This window comes from Sphingomonas aestuarii (assembly GCF_054457155.1).
Genome location: NZ_JBTKVV010000008.1, coordinates 49,489 through 73,374, shown reverse-complemented (window position 1 = coordinate 73,374; position 23,886 = coordinate 49,489). Strand labels below are relative to the sequence as shown.

Here is a 23,886-nt window from a genome sequence, read left to right as displayed (position 1 = left end):
ATATTCTGGCTTAGAGGCCAGTCCAGTTGTCATAACAAGATACATCATCAGGAGAGGAGAGTCGCATGCGCGGCACCCGATTGAAGCGCCCAGGCGCATGTGGACTTCGTGCATTCCTGCTCAGCGGCAGCACATTGATGCTGGCGGCGATGCCAGCCCATGCCCAACAGCAGCCCTCGCAAGCCCAGACCCCTGCCCCGGAGGACGAAGAGGGCGAGGACATCATCGTCCAGGGCATCCGCGCCACCATTCAGGATTCGATCGAAACCAAGCGCCAGGAAACCGCGATCGTCGACGCGCTGTCGGCGGACGACATCGGCGACCTGCCCGCATTGTCGGTGGGTCAGGCGATCCAGACGATCACCGGCGCGACCACCCACCGCGAAAAGGGTGATGCATCGGAAATTGCATTGCGCGGGCTGGGGCCGTTCCTGTCCAATTCGACCTTCAACGGGCGCGACGCGACCAACGGCAGCGGCGACCGGGCAGTTAATTTCGGCCAGTTCCCCTCCGAACTCATCAACAAGATCATGATCTACAAGACGCAACAGGCCAATTTGGTCGAAGGCGGCGTTGCGGGATCGATCGAGCTTCAGACACTACGCCCGCTCGACTTCAACCGCACGCGGCTTCAGGCGGAAATCAAGGCGAACTACCATCCCTATCAGGACCGCATCGTCGGCTCCGGCGGCACCGGATCGCGGCTGACGCTCTCCTATGTCGATCAATATGATGTCGGCGCGCTCGGGCGGATCGGCGTGTCGCTGGGCTTTCAGCGCAGCCGTACCGCCAACCCGGAAGAAACGATGGCGGGCAGCTCGACCTGGGTCGCGTGCAATGCGACGATCACGGTCCTGAACGGCAATTGCACTGAGGCGTCTCGCGAGCAGGTGGCGGCGGGTACGCCCTTCTACCTCGCGCCCAACGCCTTCGCCTGGCGCCAGATCAGCGAAGACGATCAGCGCGATGCGTTCTTCGGCGCGATCCAGTGGAAGCCGTCGGACCGGTTGGACATCAACATCGACGGCCAATATTCGCGCCGCGATTTCATCGAGGACCGTACCGACTTCAACATGTCGGAAATGCGTTACGGGTTGCGAAACCCGACCATTGCGCCGGGCGGCTATCTGACGCGGGTGGAGGGCCTGACCTCGCTCGAGTCCACCTCGACCTTCCTCGAGCGGGACGAGGAATATCTGGGCGGCGGCATCGACATCGCCTGGCGCGCCAGCGACCGCCTGACGGTATCGACCGATCTGTCCTATTCGCGAACCATCCGCACTGAAACCCAGCGTTCTACGCGGCTGCGAACCGATCCGCGCGACATCTTCAACAACGTAACGCCGGTCAACAACCAGCGTATCGGTTATGTCTATGAAATCCTGCCGGGTAATTTCGCACCGACAATCACTCTCGATCCGCGCTTCGATATCAATAATCATGCATTGTTCAGCGATGACACGCGAATGCGGCGTGACGAAACGCGGCGGCAGAACGAAATCTGGGCAGGGCGAATCGACTTGCGATATCAGGTGGACGGCGGCTTCCTCAGTTCGATCGAGGCGGGCGTTCGCGGGACGATCCAGACGTATGAGGATTACAGCGACCGGGTCGAAATCAGTATATCGGGTCGGCCTGCCAATCTGGCTGCGAACCTGCCGGTCAACCTTGCCTGTCGCACCATTTTCCCGCAGCGGGATTATTTGAGCGCTGCCGAAGGCAATAGCATCACCAGCTGGGCATCGTTCGACCCGCTCTGTCTATTCCGCGAATATCTGGGCACCGAGGATCCGGGTCGCAATGAGGATATTCGCTCCGTCGCAAATCGTGATGTGGAGGAACGCACGCTCGCTGGATATGTGATGGCGACCTATAACAGTTCGCTTGGAACCATGCCGATCCGGGGCAATTTCGGCGGTCGCTTGGTGAACACAAAGGTCACTTCGCTCGGTCTTCGCAGCGATCTCGATGTCGTCAACAATGGCGATGGCACGATACGGCTGGTCGAAACCGGTGATTTCGAAACCGTGACGCTGGAGGGGGAAACCACTCGGTTCTTGCCCAGCATCAACATGATCTTCGATCTGGCGCCCGACGTGCTGGCGCGGGCCGCCGTTTATCGTGCGATGTCACGTCCGGCGCCGTCCAGCCTGGGCGCCGGCCGGACCATCCAGCTTGAGGATGGCGCCGCGTTCGTGAACATCGCTGACGCCATCCGCAACATCAACGCCAATGGCAGCCCGAGGCTGGAGCCGCTGATGTCGTGGAACGGCGACGTTGCGCTCGAATGGTATCCCAACCGGGATTCGATCCTGTCTGCAACGCTATACTACAAACAGTTCACCGGCGGTTTTCAGCCTGTGGTGTTTGACGAAAGCTTCGTGATCGACGGCACGACGGTGACCGTGCCGGTCACCCAGACTCAGAACAGTGACGACAAGAGCAAGATCTGGGGCCTTGAGCTCACACTCGCCAACCGCTTTTCCTGGTTGCCCGCGCCGTTCGACGGGTTCGGTGGCAAAGTCAGCTACAACTTCGCCGACAGCGATTTCGAAACCCAGGACATCCGCCTGGGCGAAGTTACCGACGGCGTGACTGGGGTGGTCACGCCGGGGATCATCCCGCCCGCCAATATCCACGGCTACTCGCGCCATGTGCTGTCGGCCCAGCTCTATTACGAAACCGGGCCGTTCTCGCTTCAGGGCATCTATAATTATCGATCCAACTATTATCAGGACTTTGTCGGCGGCAACAACCAGCTGCGCTATGTCCGCGATAACGAGACGTTCGACTTCCGCGCGAGCTTTGCCGTCAACCGCAATTTCTCGCTGAGGTTCGAGGCGCTGAACCTGTTCGATGCGCCCAAGGTGACCGACATGCCGGTGCAGGGCAGCATCCGCCAATATCATTACTACGGATCGAAATACTTCCTCAGCGCGCGCGTCCGGCTGTGACGCGCGGGGCGGCGGCGGCGCGTGCACTCCCTTTTCAGCGCGCTGCCGCCGACCTTGCACTGGTCCGCACAAAGGGTATGACAAACGACATCGACCATTAATTGGGAGAATGGGTGCGTGGCCGAACGTCGTTTGTTTCAGGAGATCGCCGACAAACTGATCGCGCGGATCGAGGACGGCACCTACCCGCGCGGTACGCGGTTACCTGGCGAACGCGAATTGTCCGAGGAACTGGGTGTCAGTCGCGTCACCGTGCGCGAGGCCGAAATCTCGCTTCAGGCGGCGGGCTGGGTCAAGATCAAGACCGGATCGGGCGTCTATGTCACCTCGCATGCCGGTCGCGACGAAGAGGGGCTGCCCAAGGTGAGCGCGTTCGAACTGACCGAGGCGCGCTCGCTGTTCGAGGCCGAAGCCGCGGCCTTGGCAGCGACAACGATCAGCGACGCCGATCTCGACAAGCTCGACCGTCTGCTGGGCGTTATGGCCGATGACGACCTGAGCGACGACGCGATCAGTGCCGCCGACCGGGATTTCCACCTGACGATCGCGTCCGCTTCGGGGAACCAGGCGATCATTCATGTCGTCTCGACGCTGTGGCGGTTACGCAACGAATTGCCCGAGGTGCGCGCCAGCCATGCGCTGGTGTGCAAGCAGGATGGTACGGCGCGCCAGTCCGAACATGGCGAGATCGTCGATGCGCTCCGCAATCGCGATTCGCATGGTGCAAGGCTGGCGATGCGGCGGCATTTCAACCGCCTGCTCGAATCGATGCTCGACGCTGCCGAAGAGCGCGACCTTCGCGAATTGCAGCAACGATCAGCAGAAAGTCGCGCCCGTTTCCTCACCGCTGCACGGTTAGTTTCCGGCTGATCTATTGCAGCCGCGCTTCTGGTTCTGCGTTCATAACCTTGCAACCCCACAGCGCGTGGAACAGCATAGAAATTCGCACACCGCGGTCAGCAGAAACGACCATTACAGGCCGTATATGTCCCATGTCGGGCACCTTCTAGCGGGCGATCATCACCGTCAGCCCAACTAAGCGGGTCGGCCTCTATGTCGACAAATGGGGCACCTGGTACATCGGTGAGAGGGTTTAACGCCGGGCTTCCTCTATCAGCAGAAGTCGCTTCGCGACGCGCACTTCGCGGCACTCACCACGCTCAACATTTCACACCGCCATACTGACCGGGTGAAGCTCGCCGCGATCGCGCAGATAGTGAACCTGCTTCAGGCGATGATCCTTACCGACAAGAAGCGGATGGTCCGGACCCCGACATACTACCCGTTCGACATGTATGCACCGTTTCAGGGGGCGCCCCCCTCTCCTGCCGCGGTATCGAACGCACGCTACGCCTCAGGCGGGATCGACCAACCGATGGTCGCCGTGTCGGCGGCGCGCGCGACCGACGGGACGCTGTCGTCTCCAGCCCGATCTACAGAACGCCGATTTCAGTCGCAGAACTGACCGGGCTTTAGTCCGGTGACGCAGGAATCGACTTCGAACAGGCAGCCTGCATATTTCTCATGCGGCACACCGACCGCCGCCGATGTGACGAACATGCGGTTCAGCTTGTCCCCCGCAAAACAGACATTGGTAATCTGCGAGGCGGGCAGTTCGATGACGCTGTCCAAAACGCCATCGGGTGAAAAGCGGCTGACGCGCGATCCTCCCCAATGCGCGATCCATAAATACCCCTCGGCATCGACGGTCATGCCGTCAGGTTTACCCCAACTGGCTTCGAACCGAATGAAGGGCTCGCGGTTTTTCACGCCGTCAGCGTCGAGGGCAAAGCGATAGACGATCCCAGCGGGCGTGTCCGTGTGATAGAGCCAATCCTGATCCGGGCTGATCGCTGGACCGTTGGCGACCGAATAACCGCTGTCGATATGCGTCAGGCTACGATCAGGATCAAGACGATAGAGATTGCCGGTCGGTCGGTCGGCAGTAAGCGGCATCGACCGCGCCCAGATACGGCCCCACCGATCGGCCTTGGCGTCGTTCAGCCGATTATCGGGCACATTGGGCTCGGGATTTACGATCGGGGTGATCGTCAGCGGATCGAGCGTCAATTCGGCGAACCCGCTTTGAAATCCGGCTATGAAGCCGGGTGCGTCGCGGCGCTCGATTACCCAGCCGATCATTTCCGGCATTGCCCAGCGATCGACTTCACCCGTCGTCAGCGACAGGCGATTGAGCGCTGGCGACAGGATGTCGGTCCAGTAAACGGCCTGCTCGCGCGCAGACCAAAGCAATCCCTCGCCCAACTGGTCACGCCTGTCGCGTTCCACGATTTCATAGTTCGACATCGCCTTGCTCCCGGTAGCGCCAGCCTGACGATGCCGCCCGTCCGCTACATGTCGGCCCTGCAACTCGCGCCAACCGACAGGAATGTAAAGGTCAGGTCGTACCGCGCCCTACGGCATAGACCCGTCACCCGTTATTGCTCCCATCCCATTAAGCGCGTCGCATGCCCTTTCTGCCAGAGGCAGTCGAGATAACGCGATGCTGCATCAGGCGCCGTGGCTGAACCGCGTCCGCTGGGCCGCCACGCGCGCGCGGGCCTCCTCGATCGCCTCCACCTCGGCGGCGTCGAGCAGGGTGTTGAGCACGCGGGTCAGATGGTCGCGCATCGCGGCGCGCGCTGCGGCGGGATCGCGGGCGGCGAGGGCATCGACGATCGCACGGTGTTCGGCGACGTCGGGTTTGTTGCCTTGGTCGCGCGAGCGTTCAAAGAAGCGCACGCATTGCGGCGAGCGGTCGCGCATCGTCCAGAGTTGATCGACCATCAACGCCAGCGCCGAATTGCGACCGATCCGCGCGATGCACTGATGCAGGCGGCGATCGACCATTTCCGCCGCGCTGACAGTCTTCAGGTTGGTCGCCGCCATTTCGTCGAGCAGATCGCGCAGTTCTTCGACCTCCGCATCGGTGATCTGGGTGGCGGCAAGCGCAGCCACCTCGCCTTCGACCAGCAGCCGCGCCTCGGTCAGCTCGATGACGCCGATGTCGTGCTGAACCGGTTTGTGCCGCTTCGCATCCTGCGCGACATAGACGCCGCTGGCGTGGCGCACCTCGACAAGCCCGTCGAGTTCGAGGGCGATGATCGCCTCGCGCACCGTCGGGCGACTGACCGAATAGCTCTGCGACAATTCGCGTTCGGACGGCAGGCGTTCGCCGGGCCTATAATCGCCGGCAGCGACCGATCGCGCAATCTGTTCGGCGACGCTTTGATACAGGCGTGCAGTCTTCACGGTTTTGCGCGCCGGACGCGGCGTCTGAGGGTCGGTCATCGCCTTTTCTGCCATTTCGCGCGGATCGCTGACAAGGCATATCGAATGGCCATCAGAACATCGCGCCCGGCACCCAGGGGATGAATTCCTCGCCCCCCAGCCCGCTTCGTTCGGACGCGCTGCGGTCCCCGCTGGCGATGCGCAGGATCAGCGCGAAGAGCGCCTCGCCCAGTTGCTCGAGCGTCGCATCGCCCGACAGCAGCCCCCCGCAATCCATGTCGATATCCTCCGCCATATGCGAGGCGAGGTTCGAGTTCGACGCGATCTTGATCGTCGGAGCGGGCTTCGATCCGAATACCGATCCGCGCCCGGTCGTGAACACGACCAGGTTCGCACCGCCCGCGATCTGGCCGGTGGCAGACGCCGGATCGTAGCCGGGGGAGTCCATGAAGGTCAGGCCCGGCGCCGTGATCGGCGCGGCATAGTCAATGACGGCATTGAGCGGGCTAGACCCGGCTTTCGCCACAGCGCCCAGCGATTTTTCGAGGATGGTGGTGATGCCACCGGCGATATTGCCGGGAGAGGGATTGTTGTTGAGGTCAGCGCCCGATTTCGCGGCATAATCCTGCCACCAGTCGATCCGCTCGGTCAGCTTGTCGGCAACGTCCGCGTCGGCAGCGCGGGCGAGAAGCAGGTCCTCGGCACCGAAAATCTCCGGCGTTTCGGACAGCACCACACGTCCCCCCGCCGCCACTAGCCGGTCGGCCGCGCGGCCCAGCGCGGGGTTGGCGGTGAGAGCCGAATAGCCATCCGACCCGCCGCATTGCATGCCGATGGTCAGGTGTGCCGCCGACGCCCGGCTGCGCCGCGCGGCATTCGCGATCGGCAACATGGCTTCGACCGCGGCGATTCCCGCGTCGATCGCGGCGCGGGTGCCGCCTGCATCCTGGATGCCGACGACACGCAGGCGGTCGGACGGGACCAGCCCGGCGTCGTTCAGCAGCGGATCGATCTGGTTCACCTCGCAGCCCAGCCCGATCAGGACGATCCCTGCAAAATTGGGATGGCGCGCATAGCCCGCGATGGTGCGACGCAGATTGGCGATCCCCGGCCCGTCATGCGCCAGCCCGCACCCGCTTTGATGCGTGAACGCGGCCACGCCATCGACATGAGGATGGGCCGAGAGGCGTTCGGCGGTGAAATGCCGCTCGACCGCGCGCGCGACCGTCGCCGAACAATTGACCGAGGTCAGGATGCCGATGAAATTGCGCGTGCCGACGCGCCCGTCGTCGCGGACATAGCCTTCGAACCACGCCTCGCGCGCGGCAGACGCGACCGCTTTTGTTCGCGCAACGCCGCGGGCGGCGGCCTGCGGCGAGAAAGCGAGGTTGTGGACATGGACATGCTCGCCCGCGGCGATGGCGCGGGTCGCGCGACCGATGACATGACCGAATTTTCGAATCGCCTCCCCCGCCGCGATCGGACGGAGCGCGACCTTGTGCCCGGCGGCGATCGCGTCGCGCGCCGGAATGTCGCCCAGCATCTCTCCGGGCGCGATCGGCCGGAGCGCGATGGCAACCGGATCGGAGGCGTCTGGATGGAGCAGCCGGGTCATGCCGCGACGCGCGCACCGCTTCGGATGCGCGCCACCGCGAAGCGCAGCGCCTCACCGAGCCATACGGCGTCGGCAAGATCGCCGAACACCGCCCGAACGCCAAGCAACCCGTCGATCAATTCGCCGTCATCGGCAGCGGCGGTCGCGATCCCGCCCAGTTCGGCGGCCATCGGATCGTCGATCCCGCCTTTCAGCCGATCGACATGCAGCATCCACCCCGCCACCCCGGCGATTGCGGCGTCCGGATCGATGCCTTTCGCGCGGGCATCGGCGATGGTCCCGAGCAACCGCTGCGGAAGTTTCTGCGATCCGTCCATCGCGATCTGAATCAGCTTGTGGCGGAGCGCCGGATTGGCGAACCGCGCGAGTAGCGCATCGGCATAGGATTGCGGGTCGAGGCCGTCGACTGTCGGCAACGTCGCTGCCGCTTCGACGCGCATTAGCCGATCGACGATTGGCCGGATCGCGGAGGCGGCGACCGCCTGATCCACCGTTTCGTACCCAGCGAGCAAGCCGAGATAAGCAAGCGTCGAATGCGCGCCGTTGAGCATGCGAAGCTTGGCCAGCTCGAACGGGCGGACATCCGCGACGAATTGCGCCCCCACCACCTCCCACGCCGGTCGCGGCCCGGCAAAGTCATCCTCGATCACCCATTGGCTGAACGGTTCGGCCTTGACCGCGCCCTCGTCGCGCGCGCCGAGCAAGGACTCGACCCGGTCAAGATCGGCAGACGTGGTAGCAGGGACGATGCGGTCGACCATCGTCGCGGGGGTGCGGATATTGGCGTCGATCCAGTCGACCAGCGCGGGATCGGAGGCGTGCAGATAATCGCGCAACACTTGGCCCAGCACCGCGCCATTGTGCGGCAAATTGTCGCACGACAGCAACGTCACCGGCCCCGCCCCGGCATCGGCACGCGCGCGCAAGCCCTTCGCCAGATAGCCGATCGCGGTCTCGACCGCGCCGCCCGCCAGCTCACGCGCGACGCCAGCATGATCCGAGTCGAGTCGCCCGGTCGCGGGGTCGTGACAATATCCCTTTTCGGTCACGGTCAGCGACACGATGTGCGTCTCCGCGTCAGCAATCGCGGCAATCACCGCCTTGGGGTCGTCGAACGCGACCAGCACGCGTTCGACCGCGCCGATCACGCGGAGGCTTTCGCCCGCATCGCTCATCTCCAGCACCGAATAGAGCCCGTCCTGCGGTGCGAGTTGATCGCGCACCCCCGCCGATCGCAGCGACACGCCGATGATCCGCCAGTCGCCGCCTGCGCTCGCCAGCACGTCGTCGGTATAAACCGCCTGATGGGCGCGGTGGAACGCGCCGATGCCGAGATGGACGATTCCCGCCTTGTGCGCCGACGGGTCGTAACCGGGCCATCTGACGCCGTCCCGCGTTACGCCCAATGCGGAGTGGTCGAGCCTCACAGCTTATACGCCGCCTTGGCCAGATCATAGGTCAGCGCATGGGCCAGATCGTGCGCCTCATACTCGTCGATCCGGTGTTCGGCGACCAGCCGAGCGAGGAACCCGCAATCCATCCGCCGCGCGACATCGTGCCGTGCCGGGATCGACAGGAACGCGCGGGTATCGTCGTTGAACCCGACCGTGTTGTAGAAGCCCGCCGTCTCGGTCGTCATCTCACGGAACCGGCGCATGCCCTCGGGGCTATCGTGAAACCACCAGGACGGCCCCAGCTTCAGGCACGGATAATGACCCGCCAACGGGGCGAGTTCGCGCGCATAGGCGCTCTCGTCCAGCGTGAAGAGAATGACCGTCAGGTCGCGCTCGTTGCCCACCACGTCGAGCATGGGTTTGAGCGCGTGGACATAATCGGTGCGGGTCGGAAGATCCGCCCCCTTGTCGCGACCGTAACGGTCGAACAGTCGAGCATTGTGGTTGCGGCACGATCCGGGATGAATCTGCATCACCAGCCCGTCGGCCAGACTCATCTTCGCCATTTCGGTCAGCATCTGCGCACGGAACGTCTCGGCATCCTTCGCGGTCGCGCCGCCTGCGGTCACGCGCTGGTAGAGTTGCGCGGCGTCTTCGGCCGACAGATTGGCCGTCGCGGCGGTCGGATGGCCGTGGTCGGTCGAGGTCGCACCGCCGACCTTGGCGAAATAGGCTCGGCGATTGCGATGCGCGGCCAGATAGCCTGCCCAGGTCGAAACCTCTTCGCCGGTCAGCGCGCCGAACGCCTTTACCTTGTCCGCAAACCCTTCAAACTCGGGATCGACCACCGGGTCGGGGCGATAGGCCGTGATCACCCTCCCCTGCCAGCCCGATTCGCGGATCGCGCGGTGATGGCGCAGATCGTCGAGCGGACCTTCGGTGGTCGCAATCAGCTCGATATTATAGCGTTCGAACAACGCGCGCGGGCGGAACGCGTCGGTCTTCAGCGCGGCGTCGATCGTGTCGTAGTAATGGTCGGCCGTCGCCGCCGACAACGCCACCTCGATCCCGAAGCTTTTGGCGAACACCCAGTCGAGCCACATCCGCGACGGCGTGCCGCGGAACAGATGGTAATGCTCCGCAAGGATACGCCACACCGCCCGCGGATCGACCTCCGCCGCGCTGCCATCGGCACGCGGTATCCCCAGCGTGTCGAGATCGATGCCCTGCGAATAAAGCATTCGGAACACATAATGGTCCGGGGTAATCAGCAGCGCGGTCGGATTTTCGAACGCCGCGTCCTCGGCCCACCAACTCGGATCGGTGTGCCCGTGCGGCGACAGGATCGGCAGGTCCGCGACGCCCTCATACAGCCGACGCGCGATCGCGCGCGTCTCCGCTTCTGCCGGAAACAGCCGGTCGGGGTGGAGGGCGAGCATGTCGGACAACGGACGATCCCCTGGCGTGAATGACGCGATATCAGTTTCCCTGAAATCATAACTGGTCTGACAATACAAGGCAGCGCTGGTCAGATCGCAGGCATGACAACCGAAGGGTGGAACCCCCAGCCTTCCCGAGAATTGAATCGGTTTCGTAACGGAGGCGATTCAATGGCGGCCCGGGCAACTTGGCGAGGACAGATCAGGCTGGCGCTCGTGTCGATCCCAGTGGAAATCTTTCCCGCGACCAAATCGGGCGCGAGCGTCGCGTTTCGCCAGATTCACGAGCCGAGCGGCAAGCCCATCCGCTATGAGAAGACCGTCGCGGGGATCGGTGCCGTCGATCCGGACGAGATCGTCAAAGGCTATGAGGTGTCGAAGGGTAATTACGTCCTGCTCGATGCCGACGAGATCGAAGCGGTGAAGCTGGAAAGCAAGAAGACGCTCGAGCTGGTGCAGTTCGTCGATCAGGGTGAGATCGACGTGCTCTATTACGAGAAGCCCTATTTCGTCGTGCCTGCCGACGATCTGGCCGAGGAAGCCTATATCGTTCTGCGCGAAGCGCTTCGGAAATCGAAAAAGGTGGCGCTGGGACAGCTTGCGATGCGCGGTCGCGAATATATCGTCAGCATCAAGCCGTGCGGACGCGGACTGGTGCTGGAGACGCTGCGCTATGCCGACGAGGTGAACCGCGCGCAGGGCTATTTCCGCGACATCCCCGATGCGAAGCCCGACGACGACCTGCTCGACCTGGCCAACACGCTGATCGAGAAAAAGACCAAGGCGTTCGATCCAGCGAAATTCACCGACCATTATACCGATGCGGTCAAGGAACTCGTCGCGCGCAAGCAAAAGGCCAAGGGGCGCAAGATCGTTGCGGACGAAGACGATGCGCCGCGTCCATCGGGATCGAACGTGGTCGATTTGATGGCGGCGCTCAAGAAATCGCTGGAAAAGCCGGGGGCGAAACCGGCAGCGTCGAAGAAGACGCCTGCGAAGAAGACCGCGGCGAAGAAGCCGGGTGCCAAGGCGCCTGCGCGGAAGCGGGCGTGATCCCCGGCACAAATCCTTATTCCGGCGTAATCCGGGATATCTGGCGAAGGCCGGTGCCGGAGCCGCTTGATACCCCAGCTTTCGCTGGGATGACGGGCAGGCCGTAAGCCGCGATGGCCAAACTCGACCCCCTCGCCCCCTACAACGCGATGCGCGACTTCGCGAAAACCGCCGAGCCTGCGGGCAAGCGCGGCAGGGTGCGCCGCAAAAGCCGCATCTTCATGGTGCAGAAGCACGACGCCACGCGGCTGCATTTCGATTTCCGGTTGGAACTGGACGGCGTACTCAAAAGCTGGGCGGTGACGAAGGGGCCAAGCGTCAATCCCGACGACAAGCGACTGGCGGTGCGCACCGAAGATCATCCGATGGATTACGCGACGTTCGAAGGCGTGATCCCCAAGGGCGAATATGGGGGCGGCACGGTCATGCTGTGGGATCGCGGGACCTGGACGCCCGTCCCCGGCAAGGACCCGTCGAAGACGATCGGCGAAGGTCATCTCCATTTCACGCTCGATGGCGAGCGGATGAAGGGCGAATGGCTGCTCGTCCGCATGAAACCGCGCGGGAATGAGAAGCGCGAGAACTGGTTGCTGCGCAAGGTCGCCGACGATCATGCGGGTCGAACGGACGATCTGGTCGCGCGCGAACTGACGAGCATCGCGAGCGGACGAACGATGGCGGAGATTGCGAGTGGCTTTCCTCCCCGCTCGCGGGGAGGGGGACCAGCGAAGCTGGTGGAGGGGGGTAGCCACGAAGTGCAGCACAAACGGAAGGCCCCCTCCACCGCTTCGCGGTCCCCCTCCGCGTACCGAGGAGAATCGGGCAATCCACCATCCTTCCGTGCGCCGCAACTCGCGACGCTGGTCGATGCGGTGCCCTCGGGGAACGGCTGGCTCCACGAGGTGAAATATGACGGCTATCGCTGCCTGCTCGCGGTCGGCGGGGGCAAGGCGAAGGTTTATACTCGCTCCGGCCTCAACTGGAGCGACAAGTTCGCCGACATCGTCGAGGCCGCCGCCGCTCTCGACCTCCCCCCGGCCCTGATCGATGGCGAAATCGTCAAGCTCGACCGTGACGGCAATCCCAGCTTTTCCGCGCTACAGGCGGCGCTGAAATCGGGTCAGGGCGGATTTACGCTGTTCGCCTTCGATCTGCTGTCGCTGGCGGGCAAGGATCTGACCCGAGTATCCAATGTCGAGCGCAAGCAGAAACTCGCCGCGCTGCTTGCGGACTCCCCGAACACTGGCACGATCCATTATGCCGAGCATGTACTGGGCGCGGGCGAGCAGTTGTTCGACGCGCTGTGCAAGGCGGGCCAGGAAGGCATCATCTCGAAGCGCGCCGATGCGCCCTACCGTGGGAGCCGGACGCGCAACTGGCTGAAGGTCAAATGCACGCGGCGCCAGGAATTCGTCGTCATCGGCTGGCTGAAATCGGAGACGAAAGGTCGGTCGCTGCGATCACTGCTGCTCGGAACGCGCGACGGCGACGAATTGCGCTATGCGGGCAAGGTCGGAACCGGCTTCGATGCGGCGACGGAAGAGGCACTGATCGCGCAATTGAAGCGGCGGTCCCGCAAGACGCCGCAGGTCGATGTGCCCAAGGTTGCAGGCCGTGGTGCCGAATGGGTCCGGCCCGATCTGGTCGCCGAAATCGCCTTTGCCGAATTCACTGCCGAGGGCGTGGTGCGCCACGCAAGTTTCCTGGGCCTGCGCGAGGACAAGGACGCGGACGAGGTTTCGGTCGAACAGCCGAAGCCCGCGCCGCCGGCCAAGTCGACAATCAAGATCACCAATCCCGATCGCCTGATTTTTCCCGCTTCAAAGGTGACCAAGGGCGATCTCGCCGCCTATTACGACGCGATCGGCCCGGCGATGGCGCCGTGGGCGCTCGACCGGCCAATCAGCCTGGTGCGGTGCCCGCAGGGGCGCGGCAAGAAATGCTTTTTCCAGAAACACGATGCGGGCAGCTTCGGCGACGCGGTCGGACAGGTCGATATTCGCGAAAAGGACGGCGGGGCCGAACCCTATCTCTACGCCCCCTCGACCGACGCGCTGGTTGCGTGCGTGCAAATGGGGACGATCGAATTTCATGGCTGGGGCAGCCGGATCCATGATGTCGAAAAGCCTGATAGGCTCGTGTTCGATCTCGATCCCGACGAGGGGCTGGACTTCCGGGACGTGCGCCGCGCCGCGCAAGATATTCGCCGCACGCTCGACGATCTGGGGCTGACCAGCTTCGCGATGCTGTCGGGCGGCAAGGGACTGCACGTCGTGGTGCCGCTGACCCCTGAGGCCGAATGGCCGGCGGTCAAGGATTTCGCGCAACGCTTTGCACTGGCGCTGTCGGAAAACGATCCCAATCGCTTCGTCGCCACCATGTCGAAGGCGAAGCGCAAGGGCCGCATCTTCATCGACTGGCTGCGCAACCAGCGCGGCGCGACTGCCGTCCTCCCCTATTCGGCGCGCGCGCGCGAAGGCGCACCGGTCGCCGCCCCGATCGCGTGGGATGAGTTGGACAAAATCGAGGGTGGCGGCGCCTATTCGGTCGGCGACTTGGAGACCCTCATTGCCCGTGCCGCGTCCGCCCCCTTGGCGGGATGGGGCATAGCGGACCAGAGCCTGCCCAATCTCTAGAATTGAACCCCCGCCGTCATTGCGAGCGGTCTAGCGGAACGCCCAGCGCATCGTTTGCGCCAGCCCGCGAGCGCTACCGCGGATCGCCGGGCGCGCGAGCAGCGGCACCGACAGCCCGTGCATTCTCGTCGCCCAATCGGGCAACAGGTCGATCGCCGCCGCGCCGATCATCTTTTGCGCAGGCAGCAGGTGGAGCGGCGATTGCGGCGGATCGAGGATCAGCCGCGCGACCGAACGGCTGCGCGCATCGGCGGCAAGTTCGGGGCGATAGGTGGTGATGAGATGTTCGGCTTCGGCTCGGCTGCGCGGGATCGGATCGGCCCCCATCGCATTCGCAATCGTCGCGAACTCGGCGAAATAGGCGTCCTGATCGCGCGCATCCAGCGGCGCGCTGCCGTAACGCTGCCACGCGGCGAGGAAGCACGTCGCTTCGGTGACATGCACCCAGCCAAGCAGTCGCGGATCGCGCGCTGAATAGGGTGCACCGTCGGGACGGACACCCATCACCCGATCGTGGATCGCGTTGACCTGATCGATCGCGGCCTTCGCGTCACTGCGGCTCGCATAGGTCGTCACCGCAATGAACCGCGCGGTGCGCCGCAGCCGTCCAAGCATGTCATTGCGAAACCGCGAATGTTCCCAGATGCCCGACAGCGCGGAAGGGTGCAGCATCTGCATCAGCAGCGCCGCGACCCCGCCCGCCATCATGCTGGTGACGTCGCCATGCACGCGCCAGATCGGCGAGTCCTTGGCGAATAGCGCGTCGTCGGAGCGCATGACGGGCCGCTCACCGCGTGCGGTGTCGTTGAAGATCGCGCGGACCTGACGAACCAGCATCTGGCGCAAGGGAGAAGGCATGATGCGATCATGCCCCCCTGCCCCGCGCGATACCAGCCGTTCAATTGATACGCGCAGGCTCCAGTCGCGGCGAGATCAGCGGCGGCCGGAGGTGACGAGGTTGGGGCCATAGGCTCTTGGCGACGAAATCGGGCAGCCGGTAAGGGTATCGATGCTGTCGATCACCGGCCCATCCTCGATCAGACTGGTGGTAACGGTGTCGAGATAGCCGTGGCCCCAACTCCAGAAATTGAGGCCCGACACGCGTTCGGCGGCTCGCAGGGTGGCGAAGCTACCGGGGTGAACGGTCTTGGGTGCGGTGTCGAACTGCCCCACCACCCTGCCCTCTCGGTCGTACACATCGATGCGCAGCCCGATGCGGCGCGGAATCGTGTCGTCGCTTCTGACCTGAGTTTCGGCTTCGATCGTCGCAGCGCGCGTGGTCAGGTCGAAATCGCCTGCCCGGATTATTGGCCGGTAGTGCCCAGCCCGGCGTAAAGCGGCAGCGTCCGGTGCAGTTCGCGTTCGTTGAATGCATTGGGGAGGGTTACCATCTGCCATTTCGCATCGCTAAAGCTCGGCCGTTCCGCGCCCTTCTGATCGCCGTGAACCATCCGCCGGCCGGGGTTGAGATTGTGCGTGTTGCGCGGCGAGGCGACCATTCGCGACGCATCGTGCGCGGCGGCGGGTGCGGCGGTTGCCGTCACGCTCGCAGCCGTCGCCATCAGCAGAGCCATCATCCGCATCGCAAATCCCCTCGTCTTTCCCTGAGAAATTCAGGCGTCGAACCGTCTGTCGCGGTCGATCACCAATTGTAGAGCGTGCCGTCCTCCAGCCGATTTACGGGCAGATAGGCGCGGCGATATTCGTATCCGGCCGCCAGTTTTTCATCGATATCGACGCCCAGACCGGGCGCGTCGCCGGGGTGCATCAGACCGTCCTTGAAGCTGTAATGGTGCGGGAACATGGCGTCGGTCTCGGCGATGTGGCGCATATATTCCTGCACGCCGAAATTGGGGACCGACAGCCCGAAATGGAGCGCCGCAGCCATGCTGACAGGCGACAGGTCGGTCGCGCCGTGGCAGCCGGTCCGCACCTGATAGAGATCGGCAAGTGCCGCGATCTGGCGCAGATGGGTGATCCCGCCCGCATGCACCACGGTCGCGCGGATATAGTCGATCAACTGGTTCTGGATCAGTTCGCGACAATCATGGATCGACGAGAAAATCTCGCCGACCGCGAGCGGCGTGGTGGTGTGCTGGCGGATCTGGCGAAACGCTTCCTGGTTTTCCGCCGGCGTCGCATCCTCCAGCCAGAACGGGCGATACGGTTCCAGATCTTTGCCCAGCCGCCCCGCCTCGATCGGGGTCAGCCGGTGGTGGACGTCGTGGAGCAGATGTACGTCCCAACCCAGCGCTTCCCGTCCCGCTTTGAACAAGGGCGGGACCGAACGGAGATATTTCTCGGTCGACCAGAGATTCTCGGTCGGCAGGTCCGCGTCGGCGGGTTCGTAGAAATAACGGTCCTTGCTGACGCCGTAAGTGCTCGCGAGCCCCGGCACCCCCGATTGCAGCCGGATCGCCTTGTAACCCTGTTCCTGATAGTCGAGCGCCGCCTCGATCGTCTGTTCGATCGTCGCGCCATTGGCATGGCCATAGACCATGCAGCCTTCGCGCGCCGCTCCGCCGAGCAGCTGATAGACGGGCAGCCCCGCAACCTTCCCCTTGATGTCCCACAGCGCCATATCGACCGCGGCGCTCGCGGTCATCGTGACGGGGCCACGCCGCCAATAGGCGCCGCGGTAGAGATACTGCCAGATATCCTCGATCCCGTGCGCGTCGCGCCCGATCAGGCAGGGGATGACATGGTCGGTCAGATAGCTGGCCACCGCCAGTTCGCGCCCGTTGAGCGTCGAGTCGCCGAGACCGTGAACCCCGTCCTCGGTCTCGATCCTGAGCGTCACGAAGTTCCGTCCCGGACAGGTGACGATTACACGAGCGTCGATGATCTTGGACATGCAATCTCACAATATGAGCGGAGCGTTCAACGGCGTTGTTGGTCGTCCAGTCACCACCCAATTGTCAAGCCAGTTTACGGCGTGTCACTTAACCGAGATCGCGAAATGCATGCTGATCGCCCAGCAGATGCGGCTAAAGCGACATTTCTGATGGTGGATGATGGTCAGGCCAGTTGGTCAGCGCTCGGCTGGGGGCAACCTGGCTTGCGAGTGCTCAACCCGCCGCGTGAACGATGCGCGCGATCATTTCACGAAGGTCTTCGCTCGCGAACGGCTTGGTCAGCACCGGATAGGACGCCGATTCGGCATATTCGGCATAGGCCGTGATCAACAGCGTCGGCAGGCCGGGCCGCTGCTCGGCGATGCGCGCGATCAGATCGGCACCGTTGATGCCGGGAAGTGCGAAATCGGTGATCAGAACGTCGAATCCGGTCGATCCCGCTTCCTTGATCGCGGCTTCGGCCGAACCGAAGGCGACGATATCATGGCCCATTTCGCGCAATTGCGCGGTGATGGTAGTGCACAGCGCAGGATCGTCCTCGACCAGCAGTACGCGGAGGTCACGCACGGGCTGCACGGATGGGTCGGAGGCTGGTCGTCGGTCGCGGTCGATTGCTTCGCTGCGTGGCAACCACAGCGATATGGTCGATCCCTTTCCCACCTCGCTCTCGATCCGCACGTCGCCGCCTGCGGCTTGCGCCATCGACCGTACGATGGGCAGGCCAAGGCCGGTGCCGACGCCGTGCGGTTTGGTGGTGAAAAAGGGTTCGAACACCCGCGCCTGCAATTCAGGCGTCATCCCGCTGCCCTGATCGATCACCGCGATGCAGACGTGATCGCCGCGCAAATTGCCATTCGCCGGATCGTTGGCGACATTACGGGCGCGAATGCGGATGGTCCCGCCATCGGGCATGGCGTCGCGCGCATTGATGCACAAATTGACGAGTGCGAGTTCGAACTGGCCGGGATCAGCGCGCACCGGCCATAATCCCTTTTCCAGTTCCAGCGCGATCGTTGCGCGACCATCCATTGCCTGATCGAGCAGATCGGCCAGCCCGCTGATCGCATCGCCCGCGTCGAAGCTTTCCACGGCGATGTCGCGCTGGCGACTGAAGCTCAGCAGGCGTCGGCTGACCGCTGTTCCACGGCTGGCGGCGTCAAGCGCGCGATCCAGCAGCGTCCCCAGCCGATCGGGATCGTCGAGGCTGCGTTTGGCGAGGTCGAGATTGCCAACGACGATCGCCAGCAAATTGTTGAAATCATGCGCGATGCCGCCGGCCAGCGTGCCCAGCGCCTGAAGTTTTTCGCCCTGATACAGCTTGCGTTCGGCTAGGCGACGTTCGGTCTGGTCGCTTTCGATGCGCAGCAGATAGCGTTCGCCCTGCTCGTCGGTGAAGGGAATACGTTGCGTCCGGGTCCAACGATGGTCGCCCGCGGGGTCGGTCCATTCGCGCTCGCTGTCCGAATATCCGCTGGTCAGCGCCGCGCGATCCGCAGATTCGTCGCCCGATTGCGCCGCCGCCAGTCGATCGTGCGCCGAATTGCCTCGCAGCGGGGCCAGCGACGCGTCGACGATCGACACCGCATCGGCGCTTCCTTCGACCAAGGCGCGATAGACGCTGCGTTCGAACGCCAGAGCGCCGCGCAGCGCGATCCGCTCAGCCGCGGCATCGACCATCGCGACCAGCGCCTCGGGCTCCCAGGGTTTGTGGACATAGCCCGAAATCGCGCCCTGATTGACCGCCGAGGCGACCGCGGACAGATCGGCATAGCCAGTCAGCAGAATCGATTCCGCGTTGCTGATCTTGCGCGCTTCGGCGAGGAAGACATTGCCCGGCATATCGGGCATCCGCTGGTCGGACAGTATCACGGCGATTGACGGGTCTTCGGCCAGCCAGCCCAGCGCCTCACGCGGGCTGGTGGTCGCGCGGACGCGGTAGCGATCCTCGAACAGGTCGGTCAGCGCGACGGTGATTTCGGCCTCGTCATCGACGACCAGCAGGGTGCGGCGGGCGTGCGGGGCGTCGGTCATGGCGGCGTGACGGGTATCATGATCGTGAATTCGGCTCCCCCTGCGGCCGATGTGCCGATCCGGATCGATCCCCCATGCGACTGGACGATCCCGTAGGCAATGGCAAGACCGAGCCCGGTGCCCGACCCCACCGGCTTGGTGGTAAAGAAGGGTTCGAAAATCCGCTCCGCCACGGCATCCGGGATGCCGGGGCCGTTGTCGCTCACCGCGATCCGATATTCGCCATCGGCAACCGATGTCGCGATGCGGATTGTCCCTGCCCCCTCCGGCACCGCATCGGCGGCATTGGCGACCAGGTTCATCACCACCTGATTGATCAGCGCGGGCGAACAGGTGAGCATCGGCGGCGCCGTATAGTCGCGATCCACCGCGATGTCGCCCAGCTTCGGCGCGAGCAATGCAAGCACCGCGTCGATCGCCCCGGGTACGTCGAGTTCGGTCGATTCGTCATCGAGACGCGAGAAGCGCCGCAGCTTGATCACCAGGTCCTGGATGCGCAGCAACCCGGTCCGCATCGATTCCAGTCGGTCGATCGCCTTGGCAAGCCGCGCATCGCGATCGTCGACCTCTGCGGTTCGCGCCGCCGCGACCGCGCGTTCGACGGTGGACTGGTGGGCAAGGATGAACGCGAGCGGGTTGTTGATCTCATGGGCGATCCCCGCGACCAGTTCGCCGAGCGACGCCATCTTCGCCGACTGAACTAGCTGCGCCTGGGTTTCCTGCAGCCGTGCATTGGCCGCGGCGAGTGCCGCGGCTGTCTCCGCCTGGGCGCGCGCGTAATCGAGTTCGAGCGCGCGTTCGCGTTCGCGTGCGGCGGCGCGCATTTCCTCGTCGCGGGCGAGCTTCCGGCGCACCGTCGCGCGCAGGCGGACCACCAGCATTTCCCGGTCGCCGTCGCGCGGCAGAACGTCGTCGGCGCCCGCCGCCAATGCGTCGATCATCAAGTCGTTTTGCGCGTCGGCGGCCAGCGCCACGATCTCGAACCCCGCCGCCTGATCGGTGCGGCGTGCATCAAGCGCGCGGATCGCGCCCAGCGCATCGCCTTCGCTCGCCAAATCGACGATTACGCAGTCATGCCGCTGCGCGTCGAGGCTAGCGGCGACTTCGTCGCAGGTGGCGGCGAACTGCGCCTCATACCCGGCGCTAGCGATGACCTCGGCGAGAATGTCGCGATCGGCTTCGCCCGCACCGATCACCAGCAGCCGCGCGGCGCGTAGCGCGCCATCGATGTCCGCAACCCCGGTGGCGATTGCGCGCCGTTGCCGCAGCAAGGCGCGCATCCGCGACACGACGATTTCGGTGCCGCTGGTCTTGGGGACATAGACATTGGCGCCGCTGTCGAGTCCCTGCCGTTCGACCTCGCTGGCCGCATCCCCGGTGAGCATCAGGATCGGCAGCGTCCGCGTCGCCGCCGACTGGCGCACCATCCGCACCAGTTCGTCGCCGTTCATGCCGGGAAGCCGGTAATCGACCACCAACAGATCGGGCATATTTGCGTTGAGCATCGCAAGAGCATCCTCGGCGCTGGCCGCACGCTCGATCACGAAGCCCTGGCGCCCGACCAGATGCTGGAATTGCAGCGCCTGGGTGTCCGAATCCTCGACGAGCAGGAGGCGTGGATCGCTCATGGCCGGGCCAGTATCCGCCGGAGATGGGCGGGCATCAACTCCAGCGGCAGCGCAAGCGCGCCTGCGCGCGCAGCGGCGGCGGGCATGCCGTACACCACTGCGGAATTCTCATGCTCGGCGACTGCCGAGCCGCCCAGCGATTTGAGCCTTGCGACGCCTGCGCCGCCATCCTCGCCCATGCCGGTCAGCACGATGCCCAGCGCCGCACCGTCGAGCGCTTCGGCCGCGCTTTCGAACAGAACCGTCGCCGAAGGACGCTGCCCGCCGACGGGCGCCGCGCCCGAAATCGCGATGCGTCGGTCCGATGCCAGCCGCATATGGCGGTCGCCCGGCGCGACATGGATCGTGTTCGGCTGAGGTTCGACGCCTGCTTCACCAATCACCACGCGCTGCGGCACCACGCTATCCAGCCAGGTGGCGAACCCGTCCATGAATGCCGCACCCATATGCTGGACGAGCAAGACCGGCAGCGACAGCGCGCCCAGTCCAACGAACAGCTTGGCCAGCGCCTGGGGTCCGCCGGTCGATGCCGCGCACAGGACCATCTCGGGCGGCTTGGCGGTCGTGCCGTTCACCGTCGGCGTCACGCGCGGGCGGATACGGTGGCGGACTACCGCGACCTGGCTCATGATGACTAATTGGGTGCAGATTTCGCGCGCGATCCCCGCATAATCGGCATGGCCGGTGCCGACCGGCTTTTCGACCACGGCAAGCGCGCCCGCGTTCAGCGCATCCATCGTGCTTTTGAGCGATGTCTTGTCGATGCTCGCCGAAATCACGACGATCGGCGTCGGCTGATCGGTCATGATCCGGCGCGTCGCCTCCAGACCGTCGATGCCTGGCAGGCGAATATCCATCGAGATCACGTCGGGGCGCACCGCAGGCAGCGCCGCGATCGCTTCTTCGGCCGACGATACGGCGGAGGCGACCGTCAGCCGCGAATCGGCAGCGACGATATGGGTCAGGAGCGTGCGGACGACCGCCGAATCCTCGACGATCATCACCCGGATGGGGCGGGACTTGGTCATCAGATCAATTGCTGGACAACGGAAATCAACGTGCCTTGGTCGAATTCCTGCTTAGTGACATAAGCGTCCGCCCCCAGCGACAATCCACGCTCGACATCGTCGGGACTGTTGCGAGAGGTCATCATGACGACGGGAAGCGATTTGAGCGCGGGATCGTTCCGTATCGCCGACAAAAGCGCGAACCCGTCCATGCGCGGCATTTCGACGTCGGCGACGACCAGATCGATCCGTTCGAGCCCCGACCGCAGCCGTTCCAGCCCGGCGAGTCCGTCGACATCGACCAGCACCCGGTAGCCCTGGCCTTCGAGAATGGTTTTTTCCAGCGTGCGGGTGGTGATCGAATCGTCGACCACCAGGATCGTGCGCTGCACCCGTTCGGCGGCTTCCTTCGCGACGAACCGCGCGGCGATCGGCTGCGCGGAACCCGCAGCGATCAATTCGGCGGGGCTAAGCACGATCGACAGCGCGCCGTCGTATAGCGCCGTGCCATAGACGAGCGGCGCATCGGCGGCGATCGCAGTCGGATCGCCCAGGATCAGCGCGCGCACGTCGAGCAGCGCATCGACGATCACCGCCCGACGCTCGTCGCCCGATTTGAGCACCAGCGCAGAATAACGATCGGCATCGGCGACCTCGCCCGCGCGACCGACCAACCCGGCGAGCGAGACGAGCGGCACCGCATCGCCGTCGATCACCACCAGATCGGCGCCTTCGCTGCGCTCGATTGCTGCACGTTCGATCCGCAGCATTTTCGCAACCGCGCTGGCGGGAATGCCGTAGATTTCGCCCGCCGCCTCGGCGAACACAAGGCTTTGTCGGCTCAATGCGGAGGGCACCGACAACGTGATACGCGTGCCGCCATCCGCGCTCGGCGCAATCCGCACCGAGCCATGCAACCGCCGCGCGGCCTCTGCCACCACCGACAGGCCGATGCCGCGCCCCGACAGCCGCCCGACTGCGGCGGCAGTAGAGAATCCTTGCGCAAAGATCAGCGCGCGCAGGTCGGCATCGCGCAGACGCGGCGCATCGGCGGCGATCAGCCCTGCGGCGCGCGCACGGGCATGTATCGCGTCATGATCGAGGCCACGACCATCGTCGGCGATGGTCAGCGTCAGCCGCCCGCTTTCCACCCGCGCCGAAGCCCGAATCTCGCCGACCTCACCCTTCCCCGCATGCTTGCGAGACTCGGGCGTCTCCACCCCATGATCGACGGCGTTGCGCAGCATATGCAGCACGGGTTCGCGCAGCGCGGCAAGGACACGGCGATCGGCCTCGGCATTGCCATGCTCGACAATCAATGTAGCCTGTTTGCCTTCTGCCGCAGCGATTTCGCGGACCATCCGCTCGTGACCGTCGAACAGGCTGTCGACCGGCGACAACAGCATCCGTTCGGCGTCATGCTCGATGGTCATCGTCGCGCGGTCGAGCCGTTCGCGTCGCCGCGCCTCGTCCGATCGCAGACGCCCGACCTCCTGCGTTACCCGCGCCAGCCGCCGCGCAACCTCGCCCGTCTGTCCGCCTTCGGCCAGCCGCACCAGCGCCACCAACTCCGCCTGAACGTCGCCCAGCCCCTCGTCCAGCCCGCCACCGTCCTGGGTTTCGACCGATAATTCGCCCAGCGCGCGCGACAGGCGTTCGAGATGCGCGACATCGACGCGCAGCCGCTCGGCCGCAACAGGCTCGACCACGGGGGCGTCCGCCGCCTTGCCGCTGGCGCTGTCCTCGATCCGGTCGAAGAGCGCGCGCAGGTCGGCGATCAGCGCGGAGTCGAGGGATCGTTCGCCCGCCTCGACCGCCAGCAGCCATTCCTCCGCCTGATGCGCGAGCGCTTCGGTTTCAGGCTGTTCGACCGCGCGCGCCGCGCCCTTCAGGCTGTGAGCGCGCCTGCTCGCGTCCCTGATATCGACAACACGCCCCGCCGCCGCATCGCCCAGCGCCGATCGCACCGCCGAGAGATGCTCGGCGAGTTCCATCTCGAAGGCGGCAAGCAATGCGGCGCTGAGATCGTCCACGTCAGCGTCG

At 64.5% G+C, this 23,886-nt stretch carries 17 protein-coding genes and 1 pseudogene; 5 read left to right on the top strand and 13 right to left on the bottom strand.

From position 1 onward, the window contains the following. Positions 1-65: 65 nt before the first annotated feature. From ACX0GZ_RS13360 to ACX0GZ_RS13350, 3 genes and pseudogenes are all read left to right on the top strand, one after another. The gene (locus ACX0GZ_RS13360) at positions 66-2,954 is read left to right on the top strand and encodes a TonB-dependent receptor (RefSeq protein ID WP_458817195.1); all 2,889 of its coding nucleotides are present in this window, start codon (positions 66-68) and stop codon (positions 2,952-2,954) included. Positions 2,955-3,071: 117 nt separating this feature from the next. Further along, entirely contained in the window at positions 3,072-3,824 is a 753-nt protein-coding gene (locus ACX0GZ_RS13355) for a FadR/GntR family transcriptional regulator (RefSeq protein ID WP_458817194.1), read from the top strand. Between the two features lie 289 nt (positions 3,825-4,113). Then, positions 4,114-4,419 (top strand): annotated as a pseudogene (locus ACX0GZ_RS13350) (alpha-L-arabinofuranosidase C-terminal domain-containing protein); the annotation flags it as partial. On the opposite strand, the gene ACX0GZ_RS13345 reads toward ACX0GZ_RS13350, so the two are convergent. The 5 genes from ACX0GZ_RS13345 to uxaC all read right to left on the bottom strand — a co-directional run bounded on the left by ACX0GZ_RS13345 (position 4,404) and on the right by uxaC (position 10,633). Next, positions 4,404-5,261 (bottom strand): SMP-30/gluconolactonase/LRE family protein, encoded by an 858-nt coding sequence (locus ACX0GZ_RS13345; RefSeq protein WP_458817193.1) that lies wholly within the window; start codon positions 5,259-5,261, stop codon positions 4,404-4,406. The pseudogene ACX0GZ_RS13350 and the gene ACX0GZ_RS13345 overlap by 16 nt on opposite strands. Positions 5,262-5,465: 204 nt before the next feature. Beyond that, positions 5,466-6,245: a FadR/GntR family transcriptional regulator gene (locus ACX0GZ_RS13340; RefSeq protein WP_458817192.1), complete on the bottom strand. Its 780-nt coding sequence runs from the start codon at positions 6,243-6,245 to the stop codon at positions 5,466-5,468. A gap of 52 nt (positions 6,246-6,297) precedes the next feature. Continuing rightward, entirely contained in the window at positions 6,298-7,800 is a 1,503-nt protein-coding gene (locus tag ACX0GZ_RS13335; protein ID WP_458817191.1) for a UxaA family hydrolase, read from the bottom strand. Beyond that, the gene (locus tag ACX0GZ_RS13330; RefSeq protein ID WP_458817190.1) at positions 7,797-9,227 is read right to left on the bottom strand and encodes a mannitol dehydrogenase family protein; all 1,431 of its coding nucleotides are present in this window, start codon (positions 9,225-9,227) and stop codon (positions 7,797-7,799) included. Before ACX0GZ_RS13330 ends, ACX0GZ_RS13335 begins: the two co-directional genes overlap by 4 nt. Further along, positions 9,224-10,633 (bottom strand): glucuronate isomerase, encoded by a 1,410-nt coding sequence (gene uxaC / locus ACX0GZ_RS13325; protein ID WP_458817221.1) that lies wholly within the window; start codon positions 10,631-10,633, stop codon positions 9,224-9,226. Before uxaC ends, ACX0GZ_RS13330 begins: the two co-directional genes overlap by 4 nt. Before the next feature lie 171 nt (positions 10,634-10,804). On the opposite strand from uxaC, the gene ku reads away from it, so the two are divergent. Together ku and ligD are read left to right on the top strand one after the other, a co-directional pair. Next, complete coding sequence (ku, locus tag ACX0GZ_RS13320; protein ID WP_458817189.1) at positions 10,805-11,686, top strand: non-homologous end joining protein Ku; 882 nt, start codon at positions 10,805-10,807, stop codon at positions 11,684-11,686. 113 nt (positions 11,687-11,799) lie between these two features. Beyond that, entirely contained in the window at positions 11,800-14,322 is a 2,523-nt protein-coding gene (ligD, locus tag ACX0GZ_RS13315; RefSeq protein ID WP_458817188.1) for a DNA ligase D, read from the top strand. Positions 14,323-14,352: 30 nt separating this feature from the next. Here the strand turns inward: ligD and ACX0GZ_RS13310 are convergent, their stop codons facing one another. From ACX0GZ_RS13310 to ACX0GZ_RS13275, 8 genes are all read right to left on the bottom strand, one after another. Then, positions 14,353-15,180, bottom strand: coding sequence for an oxygenase MpaB family protein (locus ACX0GZ_RS13310; RefSeq protein WP_458817187.1), 828 nt, complete (start codon positions 15,178-15,180; stop codon positions 14,353-14,355). Positions 15,181-15,255: 75 nt separating this feature from the next. After that, complete coding sequence (locus ACX0GZ_RS13305) at positions 15,256-15,720, bottom strand: hypothetical protein (RefSeq protein WP_458817186.1); 465 nt, start codon at positions 15,718-15,720, stop codon at positions 15,256-15,258. Then, positions 15,627-15,905, bottom strand: coding sequence for a hypothetical protein (locus tag ACX0GZ_RS13300; RefSeq protein ID WP_458817185.1), 279 nt, complete (start codon positions 15,903-15,905; stop codon positions 15,627-15,629). Before ACX0GZ_RS13300 ends, ACX0GZ_RS13305 begins: the two co-directional genes overlap by 94 nt. A gap of 59 nt (positions 15,906-15,964) precedes the next feature. Then, positions 15,965-17,176, bottom strand: coding sequence for a D-mannonate dehydratase ManD (gene manD / locus ACX0GZ_RS13295; RefSeq protein ID WP_458817183.1), 1,212 nt, complete (start codon positions 17,174-17,176; stop codon positions 15,965-15,967). Positions 17,177-17,390: 214 nt separating this feature from the next. Beyond that, on the bottom strand, positions 17,391-19,208 hold the full coding sequence (locus tag ACX0GZ_RS13290) for a response regulator (protein ID WP_458817182.1): 1,818 nt from the start codon (positions 19,206-19,208) through the stop codon (positions 17,391-17,393). After that, positions 19,205-20,836 carry a response regulator gene (locus ACX0GZ_RS13285; RefSeq protein ID WP_458817181.1) on the bottom strand — a complete coding sequence of 544 codons (1,632 nt, stop codon included), beginning with the start codon at positions 20,834-20,836 and terminating at the stop codon, positions 19,205-19,207. Before ACX0GZ_RS13285 ends, ACX0GZ_RS13290 begins: the two co-directional genes overlap by 4 nt. After that, the gene (locus ACX0GZ_RS13280) at positions 20,833-21,864 is read right to left on the bottom strand and encodes a chemotaxis protein CheB (protein ID WP_458817180.1); all 1,032 of its coding nucleotides are present in this window, start codon (positions 21,862-21,864) and stop codon (positions 20,833-20,835) included. The genes ACX0GZ_RS13285 and ACX0GZ_RS13280 overlap by 4 nt, the downstream gene beginning before the upstream one ends. After that, complete coding sequence (locus ACX0GZ_RS13275; RefSeq protein ID WP_458817178.1) at positions 21,864-23,876, bottom strand: hybrid sensor histidine kinase/response regulator; 2,013 nt, start codon at positions 23,874-23,876, stop codon at positions 21,864-21,866. The genes ACX0GZ_RS13280 and ACX0GZ_RS13275 overlap by 1 nt, the downstream gene beginning before the upstream one ends. Positions 23,877-23,886 lie beyond the last annotated feature (10 nt).